General features: G+C 31.3%; 11 protein-coding genes. 9 read left to right on the forward strand and 2 right to left on the reverse strand.

Going from position 1 to position 20,146, the window contains the following annotated elements; genetic code table 11:
• Window positions 1-324: 324 nt before the first annotated feature.
• On the forward strand, window positions 325-6,072 hold the full coding sequence (locus I4V51_RS17770) for a glycoside hydrolase N-terminal domain-containing protein (protein WP_195989774.1): 5,748 nt from the start codon (window positions 325-327) through the stop codon (window positions 6,070-6,072).
• A 74-nt stretch (window positions 6,073-6,146) separates the two neighbouring features.
• Here the strand turns inward: I4V51_RS17770 and crtI are convergent, their stop codons facing one another.
• Together crtI and I4V51_RS17780 are read right to left on the reverse strand one after the other, a co-directional pair.
• The gene (gene crtI, locus I4V51_RS17775; RefSeq protein ID WP_195989775.1) at window positions 6,147-7,628 is read right to left on the reverse strand and encodes a phytoene desaturase family protein; all 1,482 of its coding nucleotides are present in this window, start codon (window positions 7,626-7,628) and stop codon (window positions 6,147-6,149) included.
• A gap of 24 nt (window positions 7,629-7,652) precedes the next feature.
• Window positions 7,653-8,294, reverse strand: a complete 642-nt coding sequence (locus I4V51_RS17780; RefSeq protein ID WP_195989776.1) for an undecaprenyl diphosphate synthase family protein — start codon at window positions 8,292-8,294, stop codon at window positions 7,653-7,655.
• A gap of 304 nt (window positions 8,295-8,598) precedes the next feature.
• Between I4V51_RS17780 and I4V51_RS17785 the strand changes: the two genes are divergently transcribed.
• From I4V51_RS17785 to purD, 8 genes are all read left to right on the forward strand, one after another.
• Window positions 8,599-12,345 carry a phosphoribosylformylglycinamidine synthase gene (locus I4V51_RS17785; protein ID WP_195989777.1) on the forward strand — a complete coding sequence of 1,249 codons (3,747 nt, stop codon included), beginning with the start codon at window positions 8,599-8,601 and terminating at the stop codon, window positions 12,343-12,345.
• Between the two features lie 88 nt (window positions 12,346-12,433).
• On the forward strand, window positions 12,434-12,913 hold the full coding sequence (gene purE / locus I4V51_RS17790) for a 5-(carboxyamino)imidazole ribonucleotide mutase (protein ID WP_195989778.1): 480 nt from the start codon (window positions 12,434-12,436) through the stop codon (window positions 12,911-12,913).
• Window positions 12,913-13,617: a phosphoribosylaminoimidazolesuccinocarboxamide synthase gene (gene purC, locus I4V51_RS17795; protein ID WP_195989779.1), complete on the forward strand. Its 705-nt coding sequence runs from the start codon at window positions 12,913-12,915 to the stop codon at window positions 13,615-13,617. Before purE ends, purC begins: the two co-directional genes overlap by 1 nt.
• A gap of 140 nt (window positions 13,618-13,757) precedes the next feature.
• The gene (gene purF, locus I4V51_RS17800; RefSeq protein ID WP_195989780.1) at window positions 13,758-15,173 is read left to right on the forward strand and encodes an amidophosphoribosyltransferase; all 1,416 of its coding nucleotides are present in this window, start codon (window positions 13,758-13,760) and stop codon (window positions 15,171-15,173) included.
• Between the two features lie 9 nt (window positions 15,174-15,182).
• Window positions 15,183-16,184, forward strand: a complete 1,002-nt coding sequence (gene purM, locus I4V51_RS17805; RefSeq protein ID WP_195989781.1) for a phosphoribosylformylglycinamidine cyclo-ligase — start codon at window positions 15,183-15,185, stop codon at window positions 16,182-16,184.
• The gene (gene purN, locus I4V51_RS17810; protein WP_195989782.1) at window positions 16,172-16,774 is read left to right on the forward strand and encodes a phosphoribosylglycinamide formyltransferase; all 603 of its coding nucleotides are present in this window, start codon (window positions 16,172-16,174) and stop codon (window positions 16,772-16,774) included. Before purM ends, purN begins: the two co-directional genes overlap by 13 nt.
• 13 nt (window positions 16,775-16,787) lie before the next feature.
• On the forward strand, window positions 16,788-18,293 hold the full coding sequence (purH, locus tag I4V51_RS17815; protein WP_195989783.1) for a bifunctional phosphoribosylaminoimidazolecarboxamide formyltransferase/IMP cyclohydrolase: 1,506 nt from the start codon (window positions 16,788-16,790) through the stop codon (window positions 18,291-18,293).
• A gap of 284 nt (window positions 18,294-18,577) precedes the next feature.
• Complete coding sequence (gene purD / locus I4V51_RS17820; protein ID WP_195989784.1) at window positions 18,578-19,816, forward strand: phosphoribosylamine--glycine ligase; 1,239 nt, start codon at window positions 18,578-18,580, stop codon at window positions 19,814-19,816.
• Window positions 19,817-20,146: the final 330 nt, after the last annotated feature.

The following is a 20,146-nucleotide window of genomic DNA, read 5'->3' on the forward strand; positions in this document are numbered from 1 at the left end:
GACGTGCGAGTAGCACGGCCAGTAACAGAGCCTTATAGGCGTAGAGCAAACCACCCGTTTTACGGGTGGTCCTGATTGTTAAAGTGGGTTTAATATAAAAACAGCAAGATATTGGTTAAATATGTAATAAAGTTGCGATTACATTGACCAAGATATTTAGATTTGTTAGCATGAAGATAAATGGAATAACATGTAAGTTAAACAGAAATAAAAAATGCTTATTTATAAAAATAATCGGTGTAGTTAAATTAGGAGAATTAAATATGAGGAGGGGGATTTTGTACTAAAAAGCAAAAAAATGATGAAAAAAGCGGGGTAATTTTTATGAGGAAAAGAGGAAAAAGAATTTTAGCTGCAATGCTAAGTACGATGATAGTTACATCATTATATCAGACAACCTTTGCGGAAACTAAATTAGAAAAAAATTATAGCTTTAACGAAAACGATTTGAGAATGTGGTATACAAAACCAGCATCTCAAGGTGCAGCAAATCTTACGGAAGACAATATGTGGCAAGAGTATACATTGCCTATAGGAAATGGTGATATTGGAGGAAATGTATACGGAGAAATTATTAATGAACGTATAACATTTAATGAAAAGACACTTTGGACAGGTGGACCAAGTGAAAGTCGCTCTAATTATAATGGCGGTAATTTAGAAACTGCTAGTAATGGTAAAGCAATGTATGAGGTATTGCAAGAAATTAGAGAGTTATTTGCACTTCATACAGCAGAAGGAGATTCTAAAGCTAGTGCGTTATGTAATCAATTAGTTGGTACTAGTAATGGTTATGGAGCTTATCAAGCTTGGGGGGAAATAAATCTTAATTTTAAAGGAATTAATGAAAGTAATGTTACAAACTATGTACGTGATCTTAATTTAAAAAATGCAATTTCAACTGTAAGTTATACAGAAGGAGATACACAATATAATAGAGAATATTTTGTGAGCCATCCAGATAATGTTATGGCTATAAGAGTTGAGGCTAATGGTAAAGAAAAACTAAGTTTTGATGTAAGTTTTCCCTCAAAACAAGGTGCAACTACAATAGTAGGAAATGATACTATAACATTAAAAGGTCAGGTTTCTGATAATCAGTTAAAATATAATTCTCAATTAAAGGTTATAAGTGATGGTGGAAATATTATTGAAGGAGATAATAAGCTAACAATAGAAGAAGCAACTTCAGCAACAATTTATATATCAGCAGCTACAGATTATAAAAATGATTATCCAATTTATCGTACAGGAGAAACAGAAGATGAATTAGATAGCAGAGTTTCTGAAGTAATTAAAGCTTTAAATAACAAAAGTTATGATCAAGTAAAAGCAGAGCATATATCTGATTACAAAAGTATTTTTGATAGAGTTGATTTAAAATTAGGACAAGCATTACCTAATATTCCAACAGATGAACTTTTAAGTGGATATGGTAATAATACAGTATCTGAAGAGGCTAGAAGAGCACTTGAGGTAATGTTCTTCCAATATGGAAGGTATTTAACTATTTCATCTTCAAGAGAAGACTCACAACTTCCAGCTAACTTACAAGGGGTTTGGAATAATAAGAATGATCCTGCTTGGAGTTCAGATTATCATATGAATGTAAATCTTCAAATGAATTATTGGCCAACTTATTCTACAAATATGGCTGAATGTGCTACTCCATTAGTTAATTATATTGATTCACTAAGAGAGCCAGGTCGTGAAACAGCAAGAATTTATGCTGGTGTAGAAAGTGCTAAGGATGAAAATGGAGAATATATAGAACAAAATGGATTTATGGCTCATACTCAAAACACTCCATTTGGATGGACTTGTCCAGGTTGGAGCTTTGACTGGGGATGGTCTCCAGCGGCAGTGCCGTGGATATTACAAAATGTTTGGGAAATGTATGAATATACTGGTGATGTTGAGTATATGAGAAATATTATTTATCCAATAATGAAAGAAGAAGTAAAATTATATGAAAATATGTTAGTATGGGATGAAGTTCAACAAAGAATGGTTTCTTCACCAACTTACTCTCCAGAACATGGACCAAGAACAGTTGGTAACACATATGAACAAACATTAATATGGCAATTATATGATGACACAATTACAGCTGCAGAAAAATTAGGTGTAGATTTAGACTTAGTTGAGGATTGGAAAGATACTCAATCTAAATTAGATCCAATTCAAATTGGTGATGATGGTCAAATTAAAGAATGGTATGAAGAAACTACTTTAAACAGTATTCCAAGTGAAGGATATGGACATAGACATATGTCTCACCTTTTAGGATTATTCCCTGGAGATTCTATTTCAGTTGAAACACCAGAGTTATTAGATGCTGCTTTAGTATCATTAAATAATAGAACAGATGTATCTACTGGATGGGGAATGGGTCAAAGAATTAATACTTGGGCTAGAGCGGGTCAAGGTAATAAGGCTTATGAATTGATAACTAAGCAATTAAAGAGAGTTGGAACAGGACAAGCAGGTGGGGGAGGAACTTATTCTAACCTTTGGGATGCACACCCACCTTTCCAAATCGATGGTAACTTTGGAGCAACAGCTGGAATATCTGAAATGTTAATGCAAAGTAACATGGGATATATAAACTTCTTACCTGCACTTCCAGATGTATGGGCTAATGGTTCATATGATGGTTTACTTGCAAGAGGAAATTTTGAGGTTGGAGCTAAGTGGGAAAATGGAAAAGCATATGAATTAACTGTTACATCTAAAAATGGTGGAGAAGCAGTAGTTAAATATGATGGATTAAACCTTGCTAAAGTAACTAACTCTAAGGGAGAAAATATAGAATTTACAATAGTTGAAGAAGATAAGATTTCATTTAATACAGAAATAAATGAAACTTACACTATAACTGAAATTCCAGGAAGAGAAGAACTTTCAGATGCACCTACTGGATTAGCTGCAGAGAGAATAGAAAGTAATTCTGTAAACTTAGAATGGAATGCTATAGAAGGTGATGATGTTACTTATAATGTATATCGTCAAATTGGCAATGGGGATGTTATAACCGTAGCAAAAAATATTAAAGAAGTAAGCTTTAAGGATACTGATGCAAAAGATATATTAGGTTCATTTAGTTATATGGTTTCTGCAAATATAAGTGGAAAAGAAACAAAAATATCTGAAGCTGTAAAAGTAAATGATTTAAGAAATATGGCTGGATATATTGATGATAGAGATTCACGTATTGTTTATTCTGGTAACTGGGGTAATTGGAGTGAAGCTGTAAATCATGATGGAACAATTAAGTATATTGAAGATCCAGTTGGAACTGAAACAGCTACATTAACATTTGTGGGTACAGGAATAGAAGTTATTACTTGTACAAATGCTGATAGAGGTAAGTTTGAAATAAGCATTGATGAAAAAGTTATAGGTGAGGTTGATACTTATAGCCCATCAACAGTAAGAAAAGTAACTATATTCTCTAAAGATGACTTAGAGTATGGTAAGCATACAATTACAGTTAGAGCAACTGATACTAAATCAGAAGCATCAAGAAAAACAAAGGTAGAGCTTGATGCATTTAAAGTATTAGATTCACAAATTCAAAAACCAACTTCAGTTTCAGTTGGAACTAAGTCTGGAATAACAACAATAAGCAAAGAAAATAGTTCAGTTAAAATGGTTGCTACAGTGCTTCCAAGTGAAATAAACAATAAGGAAGTAACATGGTCAGTAAATGATTCTACTATTGCAACTATTGATGAAAATGGAGTATTAACAACTAAAAATGTTAATGGAACTGTTACAGTAACAGCTACTTCAAAAGAAGATGCTTCTGTAAGTGGTTCAATTGATATAAAGGTAGTACTTCCAACAGTAACTTCTGAAGAGGTTATAGTTGAAGATGAATATAAGGATAACACTAAAAATCCTGATATAACATGGGGTGGAAATTGGTCAGTTTGGGCTGGTGAAGCAGATAGACACCATGGTGGAACTAAAACAGAATCAACTACAGGTTCAACAGCAACTTATACATTCACTGGAACAGGAATAGAAGTTTACTCTCAAAAGCACTCAAACTTCTCAAGCTTCGATATTTCAATAGATGGAGAAGCTAAAGGAAACTTCTCATTAGCAGGAAGTGGTACTGGTGATGACCAACAATTAGTTGCAGCATTTAAGGAATTAGAAGATGGTGAACACACTATCGTTATGACTGCTGTAGATAGAGATGGAAAAACTCAAGTTAACTTAGATTATTTTAAAGTATTTAAGGCAGTTACTAGTAATATAGTTGATAAGTCAGAATTACAAACAGAAATAGAATCACATAGTAATAAAGTTGAAGCTAATTATACAGCAGAAACATGGAGCAAGTTTAAAACTGCATACGATAACGCTGTAGCTGTTATTAATAATGATGATGCAACAGTTGAAAATATAACAAGTTCTTTAGCAGCGCTTAGAGAAAAAGCAAATGGATTAGTTGCTCAAGAAGCACAAGGGCCAGTAATCCCAGATAGCGCTAAGGTTGAAGCAATTGGAGTTGAAAGCAAGACATTAGTTCTTACATGGTCTTCAATAGATGGAGCATCAATTTATGAAGTTTATGAAGGTGAAGCTAAAATTGGTGAGACAGTTAATAATTACTATAGGGTTAATGACTTAACTGCAGATACTGAATATAACTTTACTGTTAAAGCTGTAAATGAGGCTGGAAAATCAACAGCATTTGAATCTGTAACTGTAAAAACAGAATTAGCTGTAGATACAGAAAGACCAAGCAATATAGAGGAAATATCTGTAGAGGCTACTTCAAAGACAAGTGCTGAAATCTCATGGAGTGAAGCAACTGATAATGTTGGCGTAGTTGGATATAAGGTTTATGTAAATGGAACTCTTAAAGATAAGGTAGATGGATTAAACTATACAATTGAAGGATTAGAAGAAGGTGCTAAATATACAGTTAAAGTAGTTGCTATAGATGCAGCTGGAAATACTTCATTAGTACCTATAAGCGTAAGCTTTGTAATTGGAGATGAAGAGGTTCCACCAACAGAAACTGTTGATAAATCAGAGTTACAAGCTGTAGTTGATAGTGCAGAGCTTTTAATTAAAGATGATTACACAGTAGAAACTTGGGCTAATTTAGAATCAGCATTAGAAAAAGCTAATATAGTTTTAGTTAATGAAGATGCAACTAATGAAGATGTTGCAACTGCAAAAGCTGAATTAGAGGAAGCTATTAAAGCTTTAGAAGAAAAAGAAGAAGATACTGAAAATGTATTTAAGATGCATTTAGAAATAGCTGTAGAAGAGGCTGAAAAAGTATCAGAAGCTGATCTTGAAAATGTTGTACCTGCAGTTGTTAAAGAATTTAAAGCTGCACTTGCTGAAGCTAAAGAATTATTAGCAAATAATAAGGCTACTCAAGAAGAAGTAAATGCATCATTTGATAGATTAAGCGAAGTAATGCAAATGTTATCTTTTAATAAGGGAGATAAAACTCAATTAGTAAGTTTAATAGAAAAAATTGAAGCTTTAGATTCAAGTAAATATATATCAAAAACTTGGGAAAGTTTAGCTACAGTTTTAGAAGCGTCAAAAGCAGTAGTTGCTGATGAAAATGCTTTAGAAGAAGAAGTTGCAAAATCTTATGAAGGATTATTAAGAGAATTCTTAAAATTAAGATTAAAACCAAATAAGGATGCTTTAAATGATTTAATCAATAAAGCACAATCTCTAGATTCTAGCAAGTATACAAGAGCAAGCTGGAGAGCAGTTGAAAAAGCAGTAGAAGAAGCAGATAAAGTAATGAAAAATGAAGATGCAACAGAGAAGGAAATTGCAAAAGCTGAAGAAAATTTAAAGAGTGCAATTTCAGATTTGAAAATAGCATCAAATGATACTACAAAGAGTGAAACTAATAATGGAAGTAATAATAAAGATGATGATAAAACAACATCAAATTCAAAGCTTCCAAAGACAGGTGGAACAAATACTGTTTATATATTAATAGTAGGTGCTATTTTAGTTGTTGCAGGTGGAGCATTTATGTTCACTAGAAAGAAGAAATCTGATAATTCATCAAAATAATTAAATAATAAAATTTAAAATTGAGGTTGTATCAAAATAAAATATTATAAATTTGATACAACCTTTTTTTATAATTAAAGCTTAATTAAATTTGCGCAAATTTTAGATGATTTTAATACCATAGATACACCATTCCCAGGATGTACTGAAGCACCTGTAAAATACAAATTCTGAATATTAGGTAAGGTACATTGAGGTCTAAAAATTAAGCTTTGATTTAAATTATGACTTATTCCAAATGCAGAACCTGAAGTAGTATTAAATATGTTTTTAAAATCTAATGGAGTTAGTCTATCTTTAAATATAATATGTGACTTAATATCTTCCAATCCAGGAATTTTTGAAACTATATTTAATAATTTATTTTCTAAAGAAATAATATTATCATTAGTCCAAGATATATTGTTATAAAATAAATTAGGAACTCTCACCATTACATTAATAGTTTCACAATTTATTGGACAAAGTGTGGAATCTATAGAACTAGGACAATAAATATATAATGATGGATCAGAAGAAAGCATTCCTTTAAAAGGTGCTTCTAAATTTTCTTTAAAGTTTTTATTTATAAAAATATTATGGATATTAAGTGATGGATACTTCTTATCTAAAGCTAAATACAATATAAATGTAGAACATGATTGCTGGAATTTAGTAGTAGGCTCTAAGTTTGATTTAATACTTTCAGGTTTTATTAAATTATCAATTGAGTAGCAATAATCACTGGAACAAACTACTAAGTCGCTATATAGAGAGTGTTTTTTAATTTTAACTCCTATAGCAGTATTATTTTTAAATAAAATTTCATCAACAGGACATGAAAGATTAATTTTACCGCCTAAATCTAAAACTAATCTTCTTAATGAATCTATATATGAATACATACCACCTTTTATGTAATAAAGACCATTATATTGAGTTGCAGTAGGGATTAGGTTATAAATATTAGGTGAACTATAAGGGGATACCCCTACGTACATGGATTGAAACATAATATAGTTTATTAACTTTTTAGATGATATAAATTTAGTGCAGTCCCTATAACAGGATTTTAAAGTATGAAGCTTATAAACTTCATTTAATGTATAAGGATTAAAAAAATCATTATTTTTTATAAATGGAGCATTTAAAAAATAGCTTTCTGCTATTAAATATCGTTTATAGTTAAGAGATAAAAAGTTAAAATAAGAATATTTATCTTTTAAATTATTATTTGTTATTTTATTTATAGTTTGGCAAAGGTCGGGATAAGATGTTGAAAAACTGTAATTAGTACCATCATCATAAAATACTTTATAAAGTGGATTAATAGGAATTAATGAAAAATAGTTTTTATAATCTTTATCACAATATTTAAAAAGGTCAATATAATCAGTAGGAATCATCAATAAAGAAGCGGTTAAGTCAAATTTAAAATCACCAAGCTTTAATGTATTAGTTTTACCACCAATAGAACTATTCTTTTCATAAAGCTCTACCTTAAAACCTTTATGTAAAAGTCTAGCAGCAATAGATAAACCTCCAATACCGCCACCAATAACAATAGCTTTTTTCATAACAACACATCCTCAATTTAAATATTAGCCACCTAATGTTATATCTTGTGAAGAATACCATTCTAACGCATCATAAACATGTTGAGGTTTGAAATCAGGCCAATAATCATTAACTACATAAAAATCAGAATAAACGGATTGAATTGGTAAAAATCCACTTAAGCGTCTTCTTCCACCCCAACGAATTATTAAGTCAATTCTAGAAATATCTTCAGAATGAAGAACTAAATCAAGATTATTTCTTTTCTTATATGTTTGTCTTGATAAATTTAAATCCCATTCCCAGCCATAGTTTACTAAAAAATTCACTTTTAAACCTCCTTTTCCAAATGTTTTTCTTTTTGTAAAGGGCAATAATTCAGGGGGAAAACAAGGAGATTCCGTATTACCTACAACTAATAATTCAGCATCTTCGTGAGAAAGTAAATTTACAGCATCAATACAAGCTTGGGTAAATGCATTTTTTTGATCTTTTGGTCTTTTAGTATTATCAGTAGTAAATCCATAGTAGGTTATTTCTTCAATACCGAGCTTTTGACATAATTTAAATAATAAAAGGCCAGGGTTAATACCAATGTTATATCCTTTTTCTTTAGAAAGACCATTATTTTCTGCCCAACGTCTATTACCATCAGGAATAATACCAATATGTTTAGGGACTCTCATAAAAACACTCCTTAACTTTACTAAATTTAGATTAAATATGTAATTTACTCTTATAGTATTACAAATTTTTATATTATTCATACTTTAAAATTTCTAAATAAAGTAATGAATTTAATAAAAAAAAACTAATAACACGAATTAAATTTAATAAAATAATGATAAAATTCGTTTATATAACGAAAAATATGTTAAAAAACACTTAATAAAGTTGACAAATATAAAATCAATTGGTAATATTTAATTAATACGAAGAATAAATATAAAAATGGAGAAAATGTTCGTGTTTTAAAGGTGGAGGTATAGGATGTTAGGGTTTAAGTGCATTTTTGTAGAAAAGAAACATGGTTTTAATGTTGAAGCTAAAAGTCTTATGGAAGATTTTAAAAGTAATTTAAGAATAGATAATCTTCAAGAAGTAAGAGTAATCAATAAATATATATTAGGTGAAATGAAAGAAGAGTATTATAAAAAATCTTTATATACAATATTTGCTGAAAAAACAGTAGATAATTTATACGAAGAAATTCTTCCAATAAATGAAGACGAAGTAGCATTTGCAGTAGAATTTTTACCAGGACAATATGATCAAAGAGCTGATTCAGCATCAGAATGTATCGGGTTATTAGGGGCTGAAGATAGAGTAGAAGTAAAATCAGCAAAAGTAATAGTCTTAAAAGGTAATTTAACTGAAGATGAAGTAAATAAAATAAAAAGTTATTATATAAATCCAGTAGATTCTAGAGAAGTAGCAATAGACAATATTGAACTTTCTTCAAAATTAGCAGAACCTAACGATGTAGAAATACTTAATGACTTTGTTAATAAGGATAGAAAACAAATAGAAGAGTTTCATAAGGAATTAGGTCTTGCAATGAGCATTGATGACTTAGTAATGATAAGAGACTACTTCAAAAGCGAAGAAAAAGTACCAACAATTACGGAAATAAAAGTAATTGATACTTATTGGTCAGATCACTGCAGACACACAACATTTAGTACTGCAATTGAAGATGTAACTTTTGAAATAGGTGAGTTAAATAATGCAGCTCAAAAGTCATATGAAGCATATTTAAAATCAAGAGGTTTTGTTTATGGAGAAACTGATAGAGACGAAACATTAATGGATATAGCAGTTATTACTATGAAGGAAATGAGAAAAAGAGGAATGTTAGATGACTTAGACATTTCTGAAGAAATAAATGCTTGTTCAATAAAAGTTAACATAGAAACAGATAAGGGTAATGAAGAATACTTAGTGATGTTTAAGAATGAAACACACAATCACCCAACTGAAATTGAACCTTTTGGTGGTGCAGCAACTTGTTTAGGAGGAGCTATAAGAGATCCACTTTCGGGTAGAACATATGTATATCAAGCAATGAGAGTTACTGGTGCAGCTGATCCAACAGTTCCGGTAGAAGATACAATAAAAGGTAAGTTACCACAAAGAACTATTACTTTAGGAGCAGCACATGGTTATAGTTCATATGGAAATCAAATTGGCTTAGCAACTGGACAAGTTTCAGAGGTATATCATTCAAATTATGTTGCTAAGAGAATGGAAGTTGGTGCAGTTATAGCAGCAGCTCCAAAGGAAAATGTAGTAAGAGAAGAGCCTAAGGCTGGAGATATAGTAATTCTTCTTGGGGGAAGAACAGGAAGAGATGGTGTTGGTGGAGCTACAGGTTCATCAAAAGAGCATACAGAAGATTCAATAAATGAATGTGGCGCAGAAGTTCAAAAGGGTAATGCACCTACAGAAAGAAAAATCCAAAGATTATTCAGAAATGCTGAAGTTGCAAAGATGATAAAAAGATGTAATGACTTTGGTGCAGGTGGAGTTTCAGTTGCAATCGGAGAATTAACTAGAGGTTTAGATATTAATTTAGATAAAGTACCTAAGAAGTATGAAGGTTTAGATGGAACTGAAATTGCAATATCTGAGTCACAAGAAAGAATGGCAGTAGTAGTTAATAAAGAAGATGTAGAAAGATTTATAGATTTATCTTCAGAAGAAAATTTAGAAGCTGTAGTAGTTGCAAAGGTTACTGATACGGAAAGATTAAGAATGTATTGGAGAGGTAAAGAAATAGTTAACTTAAAAAGAAGCTTCTTAGATACAAATGGGGCAAGACAAGTAACTAATGTAGAAGTTAAATTGCCAGGTGAATATCCTTTAGCAGTTGGGGACATAGATGTTAAGGAAGAATGGATAAATAACTTAAAGAAATTAAATGTTGCTTCACAAAAGGGATTAGTTGAAAGATTTGACTCTACTATAGGTGGGGGAACAGTTCTTATGCCATATGGAGGTAAGGACGCAAATACAGAACAAGAAGCAATGGTTGCAAAAATTCCAGTATTAAATGGAGCATCTAAAGAAGCTACAATAATGAGTTATGGATTTAATCCAGATTTAGGAGTATGGAGTCCATATCATATGGCGTACTATTCAATAATTGAAGCAGTTACAAAGCTAGCAGCTGTCGGTGGAGATTATAGAAAAGCAAGATTAACTCTTCAAGAATACTTTGAAAAGCTAGGAAAGAATGCAGAAAGATGGGGAAAACCATTTGTAGCATTACTTGGTGCATATCAAGCACAAATTGATTTAGGAATACCAGCAATTGGTGGTAAGGACTCAATGTCTGGAAGCTTTGGAGATATAGATGTTCCTCCAACATTAGTAGCTTTTGCAGTTGGAGTTGAAAAAGCTAAAAATATAATCAGTGCTGAATTAAAAGAATCAGGTTCACAATTAGTATTCTTAATGGCTGAAAGAAATGAAGATTATACATTAAAGGTTGATGGATATAAGAAGAATTTAGAGACGTTATATGAGCTTATTTTAGAAGGTAAGGTAATATCAGCAGCATCAGTTAAATTTGGTGGGGTAGCTGAAACACTTTCAAAGATGGCTTTTGGAAATAAAATTGGGGTTAAGTTCTCTAATCTAACTAAGGAAGAGCTTTTTGGATTAAACTACGGAAGTTTAGTTTTAGAAGTTAAGCCTGATGTAAACATAGATGAAGAGTTCAAGGCATGCGCTTATAAAGCAATAGGATGCACAGTAAAAGATGAAGTAATAAGTTCAGAAGAATATGATATAGATTTAAAATTAAGTGCTTTAGAAGAAAGTTATGAAGAAAAATTATCTAAGGTATTTAAGATAAAAACTAAGAGTAGCAATGAAAAAGTAGAAGAAGTTTTATTTGATAAAGTAAATCTAAATTCACCTATTATAAAGGTTGCTAAACCAAAAGTAATAATTCCGGTATTCCCAGGAACAAACTGTGAATATGATTGTGAAAGAGCATTTAGAAATGCTGGTGCAGAAACTGAAACTTTAGTATTTAGAAATTACTCTAAGGATGCTTTTGTAGAGTCAATTGAAAACTTAGAAAGGCAAATTAGAGAAAGTCAAATAATAATGTTACCAGGTGGATTCTCTGCTGGAGACGAGCCAGATGGTTCAGGTAAATTTATATCAACAGTATTCAGAAATGAAAGAATTAAAGATGCTGTTATGGATTTATTAAAGAATAGAGATGGATTAATGTTAGGGATTTGTAACGGCTTCCAAGCATTAATTAAGTTAGGATTAGTACCATATGGTGAAATAATTGATATTGAAGAAGATATGGCTACATTAACTTATAACGAAATTAATAGACATATGAGTTCAATAATTCAAACTAAGGTTATTTCTAAGAAATCACCATGGTTTAATGGGGTTGAACTTGGAGATATTCATAATGTAGCAATTTCTCATGGAGAAGGAAGATTTGTTGCTCCAGAAAAACTATTAAAGCAATTAGTTGAAAATGGACAAGTAGCAACACAATATGTTGATAATAAAGGAAATATAGCATTAGATATGCCATTTAATCCAAATGGATCAATGCTTGGAATAGAAGGTATAACAAGTCCAGATGGTAGAGTTCTTGGTAAGATGGGACATTCTGAAAGAATTGGAGATAATCTTTATAAAAATGTACCAGGAAACTTTGATCAAAAGATCTTTGAATCTGGCGTTAAGTACTTTAAGTAAGACTCCAAATATTCGATTTGGTTAGTCGAACTTACACCTACGAATATAAAGAAGTAGGTGTAAGTTAAAAAAACGGAGGTTTTAAATTATGAAGGTAGCAATATTTTTTGGATCTAAATCTGATACAGAAATAATGAGAGGAGCAGCTAACTGTTTAAATGAATTTGGTATTGAGTATAAGGCATTTGTTTTATCAGCTCATAGAGTTCCAGAAAAGTTAGAAGAAACATTAAGAGAAGTTGAGGAACAAGGATGTGAAGTTGTAATTGCAGGAGCAGGTCTTGCAGCACACTTACCAGGTGTAATTGCTTCTCAAACTACAATGCCAGTTATAGGAGTTCCATGTAAGGGGGCAATAGAAGGCTTAGATGCATTATTTTCAATAGTACAAATGCCAAAATCTATTCCAGTTGCGACAGTTGGAATAAATAATGCTTATAATGCTGGAATGCTTGCAGTACAAATGCTTTCAGTAAATGATAAAGAATTAAAAGCTAAATTAGTTGAATATAGAAAAGAAATGAAAGAAAAATTTATATCTGAAAATGGTGAAGGAGTGGATTTATAATGGAAAAATTAGAAATGATGTATGAAGGTAAGGCAAAGAAAATATATGCTACAGATAAGGCTGATGAAGTAATAGTTTATTACAAAGATGATGCAACTGCTTTTAATGGAGAAAAGAAAGGGCAAATCGAAGATAAGGGTGTTTTAAATAATGCAATTACTTCAATGTTATTTGAAATGTTAAATGAAAAGGGAGTTCCAACTCACTTTATTGAAAAGTTAAATGATAGAGAACAATTATGTAAGAAGGTTGAAATAGTTCCACTAGAAGTAATAGTAAGAAATGTTGCTGCTGGTTCTATGGCTAAGAGATTAGGATTAGAAGAAGGAACAGAGCTTAAGACTACAGTATTTGAATTATCATACAAAGATGATTCTTTAGGAGATCCATTAATAAATGATTATCATGCAGTAGGTATTGGAGCAACTACTTTTGAAGAGTTAGAAAAGATTTACTCTTTAACAGCTAAAATTAACGATATTTTAAAAGATATGTTCTTAAAATCTAACATTAGATTAATAGACTTTAAATTAGAGTTCGGTAGATTTAATGGAGATATAGTTTTAGCAGATGAAATTTCACCAGATACTTGTAGATTCTGGGATGCAACTACTGGAGAAAAGTTAGATAAAGATAGATTTAGAAGAGATCTTGGTAATGTTAAAGATGCTTATGTTGAAATTTTAAAGAGAATTCAAGAATAGTTACTAGCTAGGTTTAAAATTTATGTGAAGAGTTGAAATAAATTACTAAATAAATTGCTTCGCACTTTATATATTATATGGCATAAATCATTTAAACAATTAAAGGCTTTTATTAATAGTCAATTAACGGGGGTAGGAGTATGAGTCCAAAGTTAGATAATATAATAATGGATCCAAGTAATGATAAATTTAAAGATGAATGTGGAGTATTTGGTGTTTACTCTAACAAACCATTAGATGTTGCTTCAGTAGCATATTATGGGCTATATGCGCTTCAACATAGAGGTCAAGAAAGTGCTGGTATAGCAGTTGCAAATGGGGAAGATATAAATATTAAAAAGGGAATGGGACTTATAACAGAAGCATTCTCTCAAGATGATATAAATAGCTTAAAAGGATTTGCATCAATTGGACATGTTAGATATTCAACAAGTGGTGATACTAGAATAGAAAATGCACAGCCATTATTAAGCAAAACTAAGTTAGGGCCAATAGCTATGGCGCACAATGGAACATTAGTTAATGCTGATGTTATAAGAGAATTACTTGAAGATGGTGGACATGTATTCCATACATCAATTGATTCAGAAGTAATTGCTAACTTAATTGCCAGAGGGGCTAAAAAAGGTGTTGAAAGAGCTGTATTAGATGCTATTCAAGCTGTTAGAGGTTCTTTTGCAATGGTTATATTAACTGAAAACAAGCTTATTGGTGTAAGAGATCCTCATGGAATAAGACCTCTTTGCCTAGGAAAGATTGAAGAAGGTTATGTTTTAACTTCTGAAAGCTGTGCTTTAGATGCAATTGGAGCAGAATTAGTTAGAGATATTGATCCAGGAGAAATTGTAGTAATTGATGAAAGTGGAATAAAATCATATAGATATTCTGAAAATACCCAATGTCAAACTTGTGCTTTTGAATATATATACTTTGCTAGACCAGATTCAATTATTGATGGATTAGATGTTCATGAATCAAGAGTTAGAGCTGGAGAACAACTATATAAAGAAAATCAAATTGAGGCTGATGTAGTTGTTGCAGTACCAGATTCAGGTATACCAGCAGCAATAGGGTATGCTAAGGCATCAGGTATTCCTTACGATACTGGATTTGTTAAAAATAGATACGTTGGAAGAACATTTATTACTCCTTCTCAAGAAGTAAGAGAAAGAGCAGTAGCTGTAAAATTAAATCCTTTAAAAGTAAATATTAAAGATAAGAGAGTTATTCTTATAGATGACTCTATAGTAAGAGGAACTACTTCAAAGCATTTAGTTGAATCTTTAAGAAGAGCTGGGGCAAAAGAGGTTCACTTCTTAGTAGCGTCACCAGTAGTTCAATATCCATGCTATTTTGGAATTGATACTCCTTATAGAAAAGAACTTATTGGAGCTAATAATTCATTAGAAGAAATAAGAGAAATAATTGGTTGTGATTCATTAGGATATTTAACTATGGATGGTATGTATAAATGCTTTAATGCAAACCAAGGATATTGTGTAGGATGTTTCAATGGAGTATATCCAGTTGCAACACCAATAGAAACTGAAAGGTAGGTAATTTAAATGATAACTTATAAAGAGGCTGGAGTTAATATAGAAGAAGGTTATAAGTCAGTAAAGCTTATAAAGGAATATGCACAAAGAACAATGAGTGAATATGTTTTAAATGGTCTTGGAAGCTTTGCAGGAATGGTTGAATTACCAGAAGGATATAAAAAGCCAGTTTTAGTTTCTGGTACAGATGGTGTTGGAACTAAGCTTGAATTAGCTTTTAAAACTAAGAAATATGATACAGTTGGAATTGATTGTGTAGCTATGTGTGTAAATGATATTTTATGTCATGGAGCAAAGCCATTATTCTTCTTAGATTATATAGCTTGTGGAAAGCTTGAAGCAGAAGTTGCTGCTGATTTAGTTAAAGGTGTTTCTGATGGTTGTGTTATGTCAGATTGTGCTTTAGTTGGAGGAGAAACTGCTGAAATGCCAGGTTTCTATAAAGAAGGAGAATACGATATTGCAGGATTTGCAGTAGGTATTGTTGATAAAGATAAGATAATAAACGGAAAAAACATTAAGCCAGGAGATAAGTTAATAGGTTTAGCTTCATCTGGTGTACATTCAAATGGTTTCTCTTTAGTTAGAAAATTATATACAGATCTAAATGAAAAATTTAATGGTGAAGAAGTTTGGAAAACATTAATCACTCCAACTAAGATATATGTTAAACCAATATTAAGTTTAATTGAAAAATTTGATATTAAAGGTATGTCTCATGTAACAGGTGGAGGATTTATTGAAAATGTTCCAAGAATGTTTAACGGTTCAGAATTAACTGCTGAAATAAACAAAGATAGTTATCCATTACCAGCAATCTTTGAAGATATGATTAATAAAGGTGTAAATAGAGATCATATGTATAATACATTCAATATGGGGATTGGTTTTGTGTTATGTGTTGATGAAAAAGATGTTGATGCTGTTATTAAAGAACTTATTGAATTAGGTGAAAAAGCTTATGAAATTGGTGTTGTAACAGCTGGAGGTGAAGGAGTTTGCTTAAAGTAGCAGTACTTGTATCTGGTGGAGGGTCAAACCTCCAATCAATTTTAGATTATGGACAAGATACTTTTAAGGTAGAAATGGTTATTGGAAGCAAAGAAGGAATTTATGGCTTAGAGAGAGCTAAAAATGTGGGTATTGCTACTTATGTTGTTTCTAGAAAAGAATATGGAAATGAGACTTCTAATAAAATATTAGAATTAACTAGGGGGACAGTTGATTTAATAGTTTTAGCAGGGTATCTTTCAATATTAGATGGGGAAATATTAAAGGCGTTTAAAGATAGAATAATAAATATACATCCTTCACTTATACCAAGTTTTTGTGGAGATAAGATGTATGGAATGCATGTACATAATGCAGTAAGAACTTCAGGAGTTAGATTTACTGGATGTACTGTTCACTTTGTAAATGAAGAAGTAGATGGGGGAGCAATAATACTTCAAGAGGCAGTTCCAGTATATTTTGAGGATACTGCTGAAGATATTCAAAAGAGAGTATTGGTAGAAGAGCATAAGTTATTGCCTAAGGCTATTGATTTATTAAGTAGGGGTAAAATTGAAATTATAGATGGAAGAGTAAACATTTTAAAATAGGGAGGATTTTTACATGATAAAAAGAGCATTAATTAGTGTATTTGATAAGACTGGTGTTTTAGATTTTTCAAAGTTTTTAGCAGAAAACGGAGTTGAGGTTGTTTCAACTGGAGGTACTTATAAGCACTTAAAGGAAAATGGAGTTTCTGTAACTGAAGTTAATGAAGTTACTAACTTCCCAGAAATGCTAGATGGAAGAGTTAAGACTCTTCACCCAATTATTCATGCAGGAATACTTGCTATAAGAGATAATGAAGAGCATATGAATACAATTAAAGAAAGAAATATAGATACAATTGATATGGTAATAGTTAATTTATATCCTTTCTTTGAAAAAGTTAGAGAAGATTTAAGCTTTGAAGAAAAAGTAGAATTCATTGATATCGGTGGTCCTACAATGCTTAGAGCAGCAGCTAAGAACTTCCAAGATGTTGTTGTTATTTCAGAAGCTTCAGATTATGAAGCTGTAATGGCTGAAATTAAAGAAACTGGAGATGTTAGCTATAAGTTAAGAAAGAAATTAGCAGGTAAGGTATTTAACTTAATGAGTGCTTACGATGCAGCTATTTCAAACTTTATGCTTGCTGATGAAGAAGAATATCCAGAATACTTATCTGTTTCATACAAAAAGAAACAAAGCTTAAGATACGGTGAAAATCCACATCAAAGTGCTGCATACTACGTTTCTACTGAATTTGATGGTGGAATGAATGATTATAAAATATTAAATGGTAAAGAGCTTTCTTACAATAATATTAAAGATTTAGATATAGCATGGAAGGTTGCAAATGAATTTGATGAAGCTTCATGCTGTGCATTAAAACATAACACTCCATGTGGTGTTGCAATAGGTGAGACTCCATATGAAGCTTACACTAAAGCATACGATGTAGATCCAACTTCAATATTTGGTGGAATAGTTGCATTTAACAGAAAGTTAGATAAGGCTACAGCTGAAGAAATGGTTAAAATATTCTTAGAAGTAATTGCAGCTCCAGACTATGATGAAGATGCATTAGAAGTATTAAGAACTAAAAAGAACTTAAGAGTTTTAAAATGCAATGTTAAACCATGTGATGAAAAGTTCATGGTAACAGTTGATGGTGGAATATTAGTTCAAGAAGAAGATAGACAATTAGTTGATGAAATAAAAGTTGTTACAGAAAAAGCACCAACTGATGAAGAAATGAAAGATTTATTATTTGGTATGAAGGTTGTTAAATACGTTAAGTCTAACGCTATAGTAACAGTTCATAATGGTGTTGCTGTAGGTATTGGTGGAGGACAAGTTAATAGAATTTGGCCTACAATGGACGCTTTAAGAAGAGGTGAAGGAGCTACAATCTTAGCTTCAGATGCATTCTTCCCATTTAGAGATATAGTTGATGAATGTGCTAAATATGGAATTAAAGCTATAATCCAACCAGGTGGTTCAATGAGAGACCAGGAATCAATTGATGCTTGTAATGAACATGGAATTGCTATGGTAATGACAGGAATAAGACACTTTAAACACTAAAATATAATTAAGTCGCCTTCGGCTAGTTAAGGCGCTACGCTAGTTAAGAGTTTCAATACGCTATGCTGTTGAAACAGTTAAGAGCAGACGTTGTCAGCATAAGGAATAAATCGGTTAAAGCTGATTTGAAAAATACTTAACTATTGCCAAAGGCAATTACTTAACCATTTTAACAAGCGAAGCGAGGTTAAAATACTTAACTAGCCGTTAGGCGACTTAACTTAGTTAATGATTAAATAAAAGAGATATGATAATTATTAAGATATTAGAAAAGAGGTAAAGTTATGAAAGTATTATTAGTTGGTTCCGGTGGGAGAGAACATGCTATTGCTTGGAAATTAGCTAAAAGTGAAAAGGTAAGTAAGATATTTGTAGCACCTGGTAATGGTGGAACTGCAATTGAAAATAAATGTGAAAATATTAATATAACTGATATAGATGAATTAGTAGTATTTGCAAGAGAAAACAATATTGCTTTAACTTTTGTTGGACCAGAAGATCCATTAACAAAAGGTATAACTGATAAGTTTAAAGCAGCAGGACTTAGATGCTTTGGACCAGATGCAGCTGGTGCTCAATTAGAAGGCAGTAAAGCTTTCTCTAAGGATTTCATGAAGAAATATGGAGTTAAAACAGCTCAATATGGAACATTTACTGAGTGTGATGCAGCTAAAGCTTACTTACAAGACTGTGAATATCCAATAGTTATTAAAGCAGATGGATTAGCGGCTGGTAAAGGTGTTGTTATAGCAGCAACTAAAGAAGAAGCAATGGCTACAATTGATGACTTCATGGTTTCAGATATATTCAAAGGTGCTGGACAAAAGGTTGTTATTGAAGAATTCTTAGATGGTGTAGAAGCTTCAATTCTTTCTATTACTGATGGTAAGACTTTAATACCATTTATATCAGGAAAAGACCATAAGCAAATCTTTGATGGAGATAAGGGACCAAACACTGGTGGTATGGGAGTTTTAGCACCAAATCCATTTGTTACTGTAGATGTAATGAAGGATTTTGAAGAAAACATAGTTGCTAATACTTTAAAAGGAATTCAAGAAGAAGGATTTGATTTCAAGGGAATTATCTTCTTTGGATTAATGATTACTAAGAAGGGGACTTATCTTTTAGAGTACAATGTAAGAATGGGAGATCCTGAAACTCAATCAGTTTTAACTTTAATGGAAAGTGATTTAGTTGATTTAGTTGAAGCAGCTTTAGATAGTAGATTAAATGAAGTTGAAGCTAAATGGTATGATGGAGCTTGTGTTAATATTGTATTAGCATCTGGAGGATATCCAGGAAGTTTTGAAAAAGGCTTTGAAATAACTATTGATGATAGCATAAGAGATAAGGTATTCTTAGCTGGAGCTCAATTGGTTGATGGAGTTTTAAGAACTAGTGGAGGAAGAGTTTTATCTGTTGTTGGAAGAGGTAAAACTGTTCAGGAGGCTAGAGAAGAAGCTTATAAGTTAACTGAAATGGTTAATTTTGAAGGAAAGTATTTTAGAAGAGATATATAGTAGAAAAAGCACTATCAGCATAAAAGTTGATAGTGTTTTAGAATAATTAAGAATGAACTGTATCATAAATAAATGAGGTTTTTACTGAAATTGGATAATAACAACTTTATTTAGCTAATTTGATAAGATATAATAAGAATAACTAAATATAGAGTAACATGGGGGAGAGTTTTAAAATGAAAAAAAAGTTAAAAATATTTCTAAAGGGAGAGTAGATGAATTTGTGTAAAACACAAATCTATCTACTCTCTTTTTGTATGATAAGTTGGTAGATTTGGAATAATATACTATAAAGATTTTTTAGGAGGTTTTTTAATGACAAGAAAAAAC

Origin of the sequence: Clostridium sp. D53t1_180928_C8, from assembly GCF_015667795.1 — a bacterium.
In the GTDB taxonomy this organism is placed as follows: Bacteria; Bacillota; Clostridia; order Clostridiales; family Clostridiaceae; genus Clostridium.